Consider the following 12,565-nt stretch of genomic DNA (forward strand, 5'->3'; position numbering starts at 1 on the left):
TAGATGATGACAGAAGCCGTTAAAACAGACATCAAGTTTATTATCTTTAAATTGCTGGAAAAAGAATATGCCATTCCAGTTGAAAATGTAAGATCAATAGAAAAAGTAATGCATATTACGAGAGTTCCCAAAGTAAATTCCTATATTAAAGGGGTTATTAATCTCCGCGGAGTTGTGACACCGATCATTGATCTTCGGGAACGGTTTTCACTTGAGGAAAGTGAATACAATGTTCACACCCGTATAATTATTGTGAAAATAGAGAATAAAGAAGTGGGTTTGATTGTAGATTCTGCAAACGATGTGTTAGATATCTCCATGAATGCCATAGAACCTCAGCCGAATGTGGTTGGAAGTATTGAAGCTGATTTTATAAGCGGAGTAGCAAAAATAGATCGCAGACTTCTGATTTTATTAAAATTGGAAGTCATACTAACTAATGATTAATGATCTATAAAAATAACATAACACCTGCTCTTTTTGATCAATTAACAGAAGCAGGAAATATCGGTGCTGGAAACGCAGCTACTTCACTGTCAGCAATCCTTGGAAAAAAGATAGAAATGAAAGTACCTTCAGTAAAAATGGTTTCCTTTGATGAAATGATCGATCTCGCCGGGGGACCGGAGAAAGAAGTGGCTGGAATCTTTCTAAGAATCGACGGTGAAATAAAAGGAAGTATGTTTTTCATCCTGTCACTTCCACAGGCAGAGGCATGCGTGCGATTAATGACGGATAATCCCTCGTTTAGCATTTATACGACTCCTCTTTCGAAGATCGGTTTTTCTGCCCTGCAAGAGATTGGAAACATTCTATCTGGTTCCTATTTGTCCGCTTTTTCTGACTTTACCGGAATCAGTTTATTCCCAACCGTTCCTTCTTTATGTATTGACATGGCAGGAGCTATTATCAGCCAGGGGTTATTTGAGGTTTCCCAGGCCGGGGATCAAGCGATTGTTATTGATACGGTTCTTTCTTCTATCGGTAAAAAAGAAATATTATCGATAGAGGCCCAATTTTTTGTTTTGCCGGATCCCGACTCTTATGACCGACTCTTTGAATCTCTTAGAGAAATTCAATGATTAGTATAAAGCACCAGGTAATTAAAGTGGGGATTGGTGATTTAAAGACAGTGACAGCCCCTTCTAGAATCAGCACTGCGGGTCTGGGTTCTTGTGTAGCTGTCATATTGTATCACCCATCTTTAAAAACAGCGGGCCTTATCCATATAATGCTTCCTGACTCTTCTCTTTCGAGGACGCAAAGCTATAATCCCGGGAAATTCGCAGATACAGGGATAAAGGAACTGATTGAACGATTAGGCTTTCCGCCATCCCGCCTAAGAGCAAAAATAGCTGGCGGTGCTCAAATGTTTCAGTACGAGAGCTTTGAAGACACAATGAGAATTGGGCCAAGAAATATTGATGCTGTGCGAATCCAGCTTCAATTATTTCAAATTCCGATTACCGGTGAAGATGTCGGCGGTTGCAGCGGGAGAACCATAGAATTCGATCCGTCTTCTTGCAAGCTGTACATTCGCACAATAAAGGTTGGAGAAAGTATTATATAACATGAAAAAAGAACGGAAATATTGATTGTTCTTTTTTCATGTTTTTTTCTTGTTTTCCATCTATAACCACCACAAAAAGACTATTTTTTGATATAATTAATCTTGAATATAAATACAATTTAAAAGAGGAGTGCCATGAGTCATTCAACTGTGAATCAAGAAAAGCACTATTGGAAATTATGGGCTTCTTCCAGAGATGCTCATGCTGGGGACATGCTCGTTCAGCGGTATATGCCGCTTGTGCAGTACCATGTTCAAAGAATAAGCAGCGGGCTGCCCAAAAACGTATCTAAAGATGATCTTAAGAGCTTAGGCTTAATGGGTTTACTTGATGCACTTCAGAAATTCGATCCTGGAAGAGAATTAAAATTTGATACATACGCTTCTTTTCGTATAAAAGGCGCTATTATAGACGGATTAAGAAAAGAGGACTGGCTGCCAAGGTCCGTAAGAGAAAAAGCCAAAAAAATAGAAGCAAAAATAGAGGAGCTTGAACAAAAAAACCTGCGGAATGCTGAACCGGAAGAAATTGCAGAAGCACTGGAAATGGACGTATCAGAGGTTTATCAGATAACACAAGAGCATCTATTCGCTAATGTTCTCTCTATGGATGAACAATCATCCGACTATGAGGAAACAGAATCCCGCAAGTTTACCATTAAAGATACAAAGGGTCTCATGCCGGAAGAACAAGTTGTTAAAAATGAGTTAATAGAAGATCTCTCAAACTTAATTACTCAACTGAATCCAAAAGAACAAATGGTTCTTAGCCTGTTTTATACAGAGGAACTTACTTTAACTGAAATCGGAGAAGTAATGAGCCTTTCCACGTCGAGAATTTCACAGATTCATTCAAAGTGCTTATTTAAACTTAAAAAATTACTATCTTCTGAATATACTCAAGTTTAATGGGCCACATAACCCCCAAAAGCAGCATATATTAGACATCAATTGTATGCAGCTGCAACTGTGTTGAATTTTGAAATTTAAAAAATAGATATGTACTGAGCGGAGAAAAGAGTAAATGAAGTCCGACTTCTCTGTGCAAAGTTACTATTAATGAGCAATCACAGCTTAAACACCACATCTCTAGTCAAGCACTAGCAAACCATACACCTACTATAAAAGTGGATTCGCGGAGAAAAAGGAGTTTAAATGATCATTTTTCTACTCATCTTATCAATACTATTTAATTTGATCGCATTTTTATCAATTTACCTATTATTCATGAGACAAAATAAACTAATTCATCAAGAAGAAAAACATAAAAAGACCTTAAATGATTTTGAAGAAACATTCACCAGCTATCTGGAGGAGCTTAAGGAAGACAATGAGAATTTTCTTTCTAAGTTTGAGCAGATTCAACAGTCTCCGCGTATTGAAAACATAGAATATGATACGGAAAAAACAACAGAAAAAAAGCAAGCAAACGCCGTGGTTGATAATGGTGTTATAGGGGGGCAGCGTGACGCTGTAAAAAAAGCTGCACGGGCTCTCGCTGCGAACCGTTATAAAAAAAAGCCTGTCCCGCATAATCAATTCGAGATAACTGAAGATGAGTCATATGAACAAAAAGTTTTCAGGTATAATAAGGAAGGTTTTTCAGCTGCGCAAATAGCGAAAAGATTGCATAAAGGTCAAACAGAAGTTGAGCTGATGTTAAAGTTCCGCAATAAATCGAATTAAAACGTTGAAGCGGGTACGTCGATATGTTATAGTAATTAACGGTGTTAATACACACGCTTCGTGATTTAGCGATTGGTGCTGTCAGAGATGATAGTTTTCGTACTAAATATGATCGAGGCGGAGGAGAACAAACCACAAGGAGGAAAAACACTATGTCAGTAATTTCAATGAAACAACTGCTTGAAGCAGGTGTTCACTTCGGTCATCAAACTCGCCGTTGGAACCCAAAAATGAAGAAGTATATTTTCACGGAGCGTAATGGAATCTACATTATCGACCTTCAAAAGACGGTTAAAAAGGTAGAAGAAGCTTACAGATTCGTAAAAGAAGTTTCTGCTGATGGCGGAACGGTTCTTTTCGTAGGAACTAAAAAACAAGCGCAGGAATCTGTGCGCGATGAAGCCGGCCGTGCAGGTATGCATTATATTAACCAGCGCTGGTTAGGTGGAACGCTGACAAACTTTGGTACGATTCAGCTTCGTATTAATCGTTTGAAGAAAATCGAAAAAATGGAAGAAGACGGTACATTTGAAGTTCTTCCTAAAAAAGAAGTTGTTCAGCTTAAAAAAGAATATGATCGTCTTGTAAAATTCTTAGGCGGGATCAGAGATATGCAAAAGCTTCCAGATGCATTATTCATCATTGATCCTCGTAAAGAACGTATTGCAGTTGCAGAAGCACGTAAATTGAACATTCCGATTGTCGGAATTGTTGATACAAACTGTGATCCGGACGAAATCGATTATGTAATTCCTGCAAATGACGATGCAATCCGCGCTGTTAAGCTTCTTACTTCAAAAATGGCTGATGCGATTCTTGAATCAAAACAGGTAGAAGAAGAAGAGGAAGAAGCAGTAGCTGCTGAGTAATGCATAAATCAAAAAGGTGATAAGCGGGATCGTCCCTTATCACCTTTTTTAAAGCAATAAAAAATCCGCATTGTAAATAAGGAGGAATTTCTGTGGCAATTACAGCACAAATGGTAAAAGAACTTCGCGAAAAAACTGGAGCAGGCATGATGGACTGCAAAAAAGCATTGCAGGAAACGAATGGTGATATGGACCAGGCGATTGATTTTCTTCGTGAAAAAGGAATTGCAAAAGCCGCGAAAAAAGCTGACCGTATTGCAGCTGAGGGCTCTACTTTCATCATGAGCGAAGGCAATAAAGCGGTTATTTTAGAAGTTAATGCAGAGACGGACTTCGTTGCTAAAAACGAAGGATTCCAGGTGTTGGTTAAAGAACTTGCAAGCCATCTTCTCTCAACGGAGCCTCAAACACTTGAAGATGCTTTGGCTTCAACAATGGGTAATGGCTCAACAGTTAACGACCACATTACTGGTGCAATGGGTAAAATCGGGGAAAAGATCACTCTTCGCCGCTTTGCGATCCGCACGAAAGATGATAACGCATCATTTGGCGAGTACCTGCACATGGGTGGAAGAATCGGAGTTCTTGCTGTTCTTGAAGGCACAACCGATGCTCAAGCTGCTAAAGATGTAGCAATGCATGCTGCTGCTCTAAACCCGAAATATGTATCACGTGATCAGGTATCACAAGAAGAAGCTGATAAAGAGCGTGAAGTTCTTACAAAGCAGGCTCTTGAAGAAGGCAAGCCGGAAAATATCGTAGCTAAAATGGTTGAAGGACGTCTTGGGAAATATTTTGAGGAAATTTGTATCTTAGATCAGCCGTTTGTTAAAGACCCTGATCAAAAAGTACGTCAGTTCCTTGAAACGAAGAACGCTACTTTAACTGACTTTGTTCGTTATGAAGTTGGAGAAGGTATTGAGAAGCGTCAAGACAACTTTGCTGACGAAGTAATGAGTCAAGTGAAAAAATAATAAAGGCACCATTTTTGGGTGTTGATAATGGGGGACACTTAGTGTTCCCTATTTTTTGGAGAAAATGAACCATAAGGGAGGATCCTATGAGTAAATCAAGATATAATCGAGTGGTATTAAAATTAAGCGGTGAAGCCTTAGCAGGTGACACTGGATTCGGCATTCATCCGCCAATTATTAAATCGGTTGCTGAACAAGTGAAAGAATTAGCTGATCTTGGCGTTGAAGTAGCCGTTGTAGTAGGCGGAGGAAACATTTGGAGAGGCAAAATCGGCAGTGAAATGGGAATGGACCGCGCCTCAGCTGATTATATGGGAATGCTTGCCACAGTCATGAATTCTTTAGCTCTTCAAGACAGTCTTGAAAATTTAGGGGTTCAAACACGTGTGCAATCATCCATAGAAATGCGACAAGTAGCAGAGCCGTATATTAGAAGAAAAGCCATTCGACATCTTGAAAAAAAACGAGTTGTTATCTTTGCAGCCGGAACAGGAAATCCTTATTTTTCTACAGACACGACCGCAGCTTTGCGGGCGGCAGAGATCGAAGCCGAAGTGATTCTGATGGCTAAGAATAATGTGGATGGTGTTTATTCAGCAGATCCGAAGTTGGATTCAACAGCTGTAAAATATCAAGAATTAACTTTCCTGGATGTTATAAAAGATGGGTTGGCCGTTATGGATTCAACCGCTTCATCTTTATGTATGGACAATGATATCCCACTCATAGTATTCTCAATAATGGAGAATGGTAATATTAAACGAGCTGCATTGGGAGAACCAATCGGTACTATCGTTAGGGGGAAAAACTAATGACTACACAAATAATTTCGCAGACAAAAGAAAAAATGGAAAAAGCAGTTCAAGCTTACTCACGTGAATTGGCGTCCATTCGTGCAGGACGGGCAAGTGCATCTTTACTGGACAAAATTACAGTAGATTATTACGGAGCTCCTACACCTGTGAATCAGCTTGCTTCTATTACAGTACCTGAAGCACGTCTGTTACAGATCACTCCTTATGATAAAACATCGTTGGGAGAAATTGAAAAAGCAATTCAAAAGTCTGATCTGGGCTTAAATCCTTCCAATGATGGTTCTTTGATTCGTATTACGATTCCAGCATTAACTGAAGAGCGCCGCCGGGATCTTGCCAAACAGGTAAAGCGTGAAGCAGAGGATGCTAAGGTAGCCATCCGCAACATTCGCCGTGATTCAAACGATGACCTTAAGAAAAGTGAAAAAACGGGTGATATTACAGAGGATGACCTTCGCGGCTACAATGAAGATGTCCAGGATATGACCAATAATCATATTGAAAAAATAGATGATTTGGCAAAAGCTAAAGAAAAAGAAATTATGGATGTATAAGTCTTTTTCTAGCTTTTAAAAAATTCTCTGAAGATTTATCGTAGGATAACGAACAAGACCCTCTACTTGCTAGGGGGTTTTCTTCATTTTTGCACTAAAAGATTCCTGATAGTAAAATAGACAGGAATCAGTTTCATGTTTTTTAGCAGAGTGAACATTTCTGCAGAAAAATTTGATATGATAAGAAAAGCATGTAGTTATGCAATTACTGTATGGGGGATGTACAATGCTCGATAAAATGAAATTATGGAAGTCCACGAAAGAGCCGGACACCCTTGATGATCGCATTATAGAATGTATGAAGTATCAAATTCCGAACCATATTGCTATTATCATGGATGGAAATGGGAGATGGGCAAATAAGCGCGCGATGCCAAGGGTTGCCGGACATCATGAAGGCATGAAAGCAGTACGTCCCATCACACGGCTTGCGAGCAGAATGGGAGTTAATGCATTAACACTTTATGCATTTTCAACTGAAAACTGGATTCGCCCTAAATTAGAGGTGGATTATTTAATGAAACTGCCTGAAGAGTTCCTTGGGACTTTTCTGCCTGAATTAATTGAAGAAAATGTTCAGGTTCAGATGATGGGGGAACGCTCACAAATTCCTGCCCACACGTTGAAAGCAGTTGAAAAAGCAGTTAAGGAAACAGAACATAATAACGGAATGGTTTTGAACTTTGCCTTAAACTATGGCAGCAGATCTGAAATCCTTACTGCTGTTAGATCATTAGCTGAACAAGTACAAGAAGGAAAACTGCATTCACACGAAATTGATGATGCCATTTTTTCATCGCATTTAATGACAAGCCATTTGAGTGATCCGGATCTTCTGATTCGTACAAGTGGGGAAATCCGATTGAGTAACTTTATGCTTTGGCAGCTAGCTTATGCAGAGTTTTGGTTTACAGATGTTTTGTGGCCGGATTTCAGTGATGTACATCTAATTGAAGCGATTGAAGGCTTTCAAAAGCGTTCAAGAAGATATGGTGGATTAAAAAGCGAGGAATCTTAGATGAAGCAAAGATTAATTACTGGGATAATTGCGGCAGCGTTATTTATCCCAATTGTTTGGATAGGCGGATTAATTTTTATACTTGGTACATATGTTATTGCCTCGATTGCTCTTTATGAAATTTTAAAGATGAGGTCTATCGATATACTTTCTATTCCGGGTGTGATTTCAACGGCAACATTGTGGATTTTTCTTCTTCCCAATGAATATTATGATATTTTAAACCAGCTTGACTACACGAAAATAGAGTCTGCATTATTATCAGTGCTCTTGTTGCTGATATACACTGTCATGAAGAAAAACCGTTTCACATTCGATGATGCTGCTTTCTCTATATTTGCCATGCTGTATGTGGGAATCGGGTTTTATTATTTTCTGGTAGCAAGAGAAGCTGATATATTTTGGGTTTTATATGCATTGCTAATTATTTGGACCACCGATTCAGGTGCTTATTTTATAGGTAAAGCCATTGGGAAAAGAAAATTGTGGCCGGATATAAGCCCTAATAAAACAGTAGAGGGTTTTATAGGAGGTATTTTTTCTGCCATCGCTGTCGCAGTGATTTTCGTTCTTCTAGCTCCATTGGAAGTGAATATGTGGTATTTAATGTTTGCAACCGTCATTTTATCTGCTATGGGACAAATTGGCGACCTGGTAGAATCAGCTTTAAAACGTCATTACGGAGTTAAAGATTCAGGAAGGATATTGCCTGGGCATGGAGGCTTATTGGATCGATTTGACAGCCTGTTATTTGTGCTTCCGCTTATGAATATTCTTCAGTTAATTTAGTCAGGGGGATCATTTTGAGAAGAAAAATCAGTTTAATGGGTGCTTCAGGATCAATCGGAAAACAGACCATTGAGGTCATCCGTGAACATCGTGACAGTTTCGAGCTCACTGCGTTTTCTGTGGGTGGAAATATTGATATGGCGCGTCAGCTGGTGAAGGAATTTCATCCAGATCTTATATCTGTCCAACATAAACAGGATGCTGAAAAACTGCAGACGGAATTATCTGCTAAAGTTTTATGGGGAATGGAAGGTCTGATAGAAGTAGCTACTCACGAGCAGACTGATATTCTTGTTAATGCGGTGCTTGGCAGTGTTGGGTTAGAGCCCACATTAAAAGCAATAGAAGCAAAAAAAACAATTGCCATAGCCAATAAAGAAACACTGGTTACTGCCGGTCGGATTGTCATGGATGCGGCTAAAGAACATAATGTAATAATGCTTCCGGTTGATAGTGAGCATTCAGCGATATTTCAAGCTCTTCAGGGCGAAAATAGAAAGAATATTGATCGACTTATTATCACGGCTTCAGGCGGCAGCTTCAGGGATAAAAACAGAGAGCAGCTGAAAGAGGTGTCTGTTAAGGATGCTTTAAACCATCCTAACTGGACGATGGGGGCAAAAATCACCATTGATTCAGCCACGATGATGAATAAGGGGCTTGAGGTGATCGAAGCGCACTGGCTGTTTGATCTGCCATATGAAAAAATTGATGTACTTCTGCACAGAGAAAGCATTATTCATTCCATGGTGGAGTTCCGTGACAGTTCTGTAATGGCTCAACTCGGATCACCAGACATGAGGGTTCCTATTCAATACGCTTTATCCTATCCGGATAGATTAGAAATGAAGAATGCTCAAAGGCTCAGACTAGAAGATGCAGGAAAACTTCATTTTGAAAAAATGGACTTTGAAAGATACCGTTGTCTGGCACTTGCTTACGAAGCCGGACGAAAGGGTGGAACATTGCCAGCTGTTATGAATGCAGCGAATGAAGCAGCAGTTTCACTTTTTATAAATGGAAAAATCACTTTTCTTCAAATTGAAGAAGTAATTGAAAACGCAATGAGTAATCATGAAATTCTTCACTCTCCCAACCTCGCAGCCATTCTCGAAACGGACAAGGAGACACGTTCACGAATTTTTTCGTTTTACCGTTAGGAAAGCTATCCCGCTTTTTTCGAACGTGCTACAATAAGTTAAGGTTTTTAATCAGTAATTATAAAAGAAGGTGGTTGTGACGATGAATACGGTCATCGCATTTATTATTATATTTGGCGCACTGGTATTTTTCCATGAGCTCGGCCATTTTGTTTTTGCTAAGCGGGCAGGTATATTGTGCAGGGAATTCGCAATTGGCATGGGTCCTAAAATATTGGCCTTTAAACGGAATGAAACGCAGTACACTATTCGTCTGCTGCCTATAGGGGGATACGTCAGAATGGCTGGCGAAGATCCGGAAATGATTGATCTGAAGCCCGGCTTCCGTGTTGGTCTTCTTTTTAATCAGGATGAAACGGTTCAAAAAATGGTTGTCAATAATAAAGACCGTTATCCTAACCTTCGTGTTGTAGAAGTTGCTGAAGCGGATATTGAACGTGAGCTTTTTATTAAAGGCTATGAAGAAGGTGAGGAATCCCTTCAAACATTTATTATTGCTAAAGATGCTGTTTTCGTAGAAGATGGAGTCGAATCGCAGATTGCTCCGTGGAACAGACAGTTTAATTCAAAATCACTTGGCAACAGGGCGATCACTATTTTTGCCGGTCCCCTTATGAACTTTGTTCTTGCTTTTGTCGTTTTTATGATAATTGGCTTCCTTCAAGGAGTTCCTACTCAGGAACCGCTGCTTGGCGCTTTGCTTGAAGACGGTGCAGCTGCAGAAGCAGGCTTGCAGGAAGGTGACAGGATTGAAGGGATTAATGGACAGTCAGTTTCCGAATGGTCAGATTTGACTGCGATCATCGAAGAAAATCCAAACACAGAAGTGACAATGGATATTTTGCGGAATGGTGATGCACAGACATTCCAGGTTACTCCTGATGCAGTTGAAGTGGAAGAAGGAGACGAAATCGGAAGAATAGGTGTCTATGGTCCAATTGAAACTTCACCATCACCGGTTCAGGCAGTTGTCTTCGGTGGTGAGCAAACGTACTTTTTCACGCTTATGATTTTTGATGCACTAGGTAAACTGATCACAGGTCAATTTACAATTGACGCTTTATCGGGGCCGGTTGGCATTTATAAATCCACTGAAATTGTCGCCCAAACAGGCATATACAACCTAATGCATTGGGGTGCTATTTTAAGTATTAATTTAGGTATCATGAATCTTTTACCGCTGCCTGCTCTTGATGGCGGCAGATTGTTGTTTTTTGGAGTAGAAGCACTGCGTGGCAAGCCTATAGACCGTCATAAAGAAGGAATGGTTCACTTTGTAGGTTTTGCTTTACTAATGCTCTTAATGATCGTCGTAACGTGGAATGATATTCAACGATTCTTTTTACAGTAGAAAATAGAGGTGTGAAAAAATGAAACAAAGTCAAACGCTAATTCCAACGCTCCGTGAAGTTCCGTCGGATGCAGATATTAAAAGTCATCAGCTGCTTTTGCGCGCAGGATTTATCCGCCAAAACGCAAGTGGTATTTATTCTTTTTTACCTCTTGGAAAAAAAGTGCTTCAAAAAGTTGAAGCGATCGTAAGAGAAGAAATGGATGCAGTGGGCGGCGTTGAAATTTTAATGCCTGCCCTGCAGCCGGCAGAACTCTGGGAAATGTCAGGAAGATGGGGAACATACGGTCCTGAGTTGATGAGGATGACAGACCGTCACAACCGTGCTTTTGCTTTAGGAGCAACGCATGAAGAAATTATCACGAGTCTGATGAGAGATGAAGTAAACTCTTATAAAAGACTTCCTCTAACGCTTTATCAGATTCAATCGAAATTTAGAGATGAAAAACGTCCACGGTTTGGTTTGCTGCGCGGAAGAGAATTTTTAATGAAGGATGCTTATTCTTTCCATAGCAATAAGGAGAGTCTGGATCATTCGTATGAAGAATTAATGAGAGCTTATTCAAACATCTTCAGGCGCTGCGGGTTGAATTTCAGAGCGGTACAAGCAGATTCAGGCGCCATTGGCGGTAAAGACAATCATGAATTTATGGTTTTGTCTGAAATAGGGGAAGATACTATTGCTTTTTCTGATGCTTCAGAATACGCAGCGAACCTTGAAATGGCTGCAGTAACAGCGGAATATGAACAACAAAAACATAGTGGAAACAGCATGAAGCGCGTTGAGACACCTGATCAGAAGACGATCACGGATGTAGCTGCTTATTTAGATGTTCAGGCTGAAGAAATTGTTAAATCAATTCTTTTCATTGCAGATGAAGAGCCTGTTCTTGTTTTAGTAAGAGGCGATCACGAAGTAAATGAGATTAAAGTTAAAAGAGCATTAGATGCACGTGTTATAGAGCTCGCCACGACTGAAGAAACAATAAAATACCTTAATGCTAAAGCAGGATCTTTAGGACCTGCAGGAGTATCAGAGAATGTGAAAATCCTGGCCGACAATGCTTTGAAAGCTATGGGAGATCTTATTATAGGTGCCAATGAAGAAGGGGTACATTTTATAAATGCTAAATTAGAACGGGATTTCAATGTCAGCCTCTTTGAAGATTTGCGTTTTATTCTTGAAGGAGATCCTTCTCCAGATGGTAAAGGAAGCATTCAATTTGCAAAAGGTATTGAGGTGGGACATGTCTTTAAGCTTGGCACAGTTTACAGTGAGTCTATGGGGGCCAATATTCTTGATGAAAATGGCCGATCCAAGCCAATGATTATGGGGTGTTATGGAATAGGTGTCTCAAGAACACTTGCAGCTATTGCAGAACAGTTTAATGATGAGAATGGATTAACCTGGCCTGTAAATATCGCTCCTTATGATCTTCATGTAATCGCAATTAACATGAAGGATGAAGTCCAGTCGCAAGTGGCTGATGAGCTTTATAAACTCCTTACAGATTACCGCTATCAAGTCTTGCTTGATGACCGTGTAGAACGGGCTGGTGTTAAGTTTACCGACTCAGATTTAATCGGCCTGCCTGTACGCATCACAGTAGGGAAAAGAGCTTCAGAAGGAATAGTGGAAGTGAAAATCCGCAAATCCGGTGAAGTATACGAAGTACAAAAAGAAGAATTGACTGACAAATTACAGGATATTTTCCGACAGCTGTCTAATATTTAAGTTGGAAAGATGACGAGAGAGGCTGGCGCGATGGTGCCAGTCTC

The 12,565-nt window shown here is 39.9% G+C and carries 14 protein-coding genes; all 14 read left to right on the plus strand.

Annotation, left to right across the window (positions count from 1 at the left end; translation table 11 throughout):
- Positions 1-6 precede the first annotated feature (6 nt).
- On the plus strand, positions 7-447 hold the full coding sequence (locus KR50_RS09080) for a chemotaxis protein CheW (RefSeq protein ID WP_041058187.1): 441 nt from the start codon (positions 7-9) through the stop codon (positions 445-447).
- Complete coding sequence (locus KR50_RS09085) at positions 447-1,082, plus strand: chemotaxis protein CheC (RefSeq protein WP_041057531.1); 636 nt, start codon at positions 447-449, stop codon at positions 1,080-1,082. The genes KR50_RS09080 and KR50_RS09085 overlap by 1 nt, the downstream gene beginning before the upstream one ends.
- Positions 1,079-1,570 carry a chemotaxis protein CheD gene (locus KR50_RS09090; protein ID WP_041057533.1) on the plus strand — a complete coding sequence of 164 codons (492 nt, stop codon included), beginning with the start codon at positions 1,079-1,081 and terminating at the stop codon, positions 1,568-1,570. The genes KR50_RS09085 and KR50_RS09090 overlap by 4 nt, the downstream gene beginning before the upstream one ends.
- 135 nt (positions 1,571-1,705) lie before the next feature.
- A complete protein-coding gene (locus tag KR50_RS09095; RefSeq protein WP_041057535.1) occupies positions 1,706-2,479 on the plus strand; it encodes a FliA/WhiG family RNA polymerase sigma factor in 774 nt (257 codons plus the stop codon).
- A gap of 246 nt (positions 2,480-2,725) precedes the next feature.
- Positions 2,726-3,256, plus strand: a complete 531-nt coding sequence (locus tag KR50_RS09100) for a hypothetical protein (RefSeq protein ID WP_041057536.1) — start codon at positions 2,726-2,728, stop codon at positions 3,254-3,256.
- A gap of 152 nt (positions 3,257-3,408) precedes the next feature.
- Positions 3,409-4,125, plus strand: a complete 717-nt coding sequence (rpsB, locus tag KR50_RS09105; protein WP_041057537.1) for a 30S ribosomal protein S2 — start codon at positions 3,409-3,411, stop codon at positions 4,123-4,125.
- A 92-nt stretch (positions 4,126-4,217) separates the two neighbouring features.
- Positions 4,218-5,099, plus strand: coding sequence for a translation elongation factor Ts (tsf, locus tag KR50_RS09110; protein ID WP_041057538.1), 882 nt, complete (start codon positions 4,218-4,220; stop codon positions 5,097-5,099).
- Between the two features lie 86 nt (positions 5,100-5,185).
- Positions 5,186-5,911, plus strand: a complete 726-nt coding sequence (gene pyrH / locus KR50_RS09115; RefSeq protein WP_041057539.1) for a UMP kinase — start codon at positions 5,186-5,188, stop codon at positions 5,909-5,911.
- A complete protein-coding gene (gene frr, locus KR50_RS09120) occupies positions 5,911-6,468 on the plus strand; it encodes a ribosome recycling factor (protein WP_041057540.1) in 558 nt (185 codons plus the stop codon). The genes pyrH and frr overlap by 1 nt, the downstream gene beginning before the upstream one ends.
- 226 nt (positions 6,469-6,694) lie before the next feature.
- Entirely contained in the window at positions 6,695-7,486 is a 792-nt protein-coding gene (locus KR50_RS09125; RefSeq protein WP_041057541.1) for an isoprenyl transferase, read from the plus strand.
- A complete protein-coding gene (locus tag KR50_RS09130) occupies positions 7,487-8,275 on the plus strand; it encodes a phosphatidate cytidylyltransferase (protein WP_041057542.1) in 789 nt (262 codons plus the stop codon).
- A gap of 14 nt (positions 8,276-8,289) precedes the next feature.
- The gene (locus KR50_RS09135) at positions 8,290-9,435 is read left to right on the plus strand and encodes a 1-deoxy-D-xylulose-5-phosphate reductoisomerase (protein WP_269746069.1); all 1,146 of its coding nucleotides are present in this window, start codon (positions 8,290-8,292) and stop codon (positions 9,433-9,435) included.
- A gap of 82 nt (positions 9,436-9,517) precedes the next feature.
- Positions 9,518-10,786 (plus strand): RIP metalloprotease RseP, encoded by a 1,269-nt coding sequence (rseP, locus tag KR50_RS09140; protein WP_041057543.1) that lies wholly within the window; start codon positions 9,518-9,520, stop codon positions 10,784-10,786.
- A gap of 19 nt (positions 10,787-10,805) precedes the next feature.
- On the plus strand, positions 10,806-12,521 hold the full coding sequence (locus KR50_RS09145; RefSeq protein WP_041057544.1) for a proline--tRNA ligase: 1,716 nt from the start codon (positions 10,806-10,808) through the stop codon (positions 12,519-12,521).
- Positions 12,522-12,565: the final 44 nt, after the last annotated feature.

The organism is Jeotgalibacillus campisalis, from assembly GCF_000829515.1.
Lineage (GTDB): Bacteria > Bacillota > Bacilli > Bacillales > Jeotgalibacillaceae > Jeotgalibacillus > Jeotgalibacillus campisalis.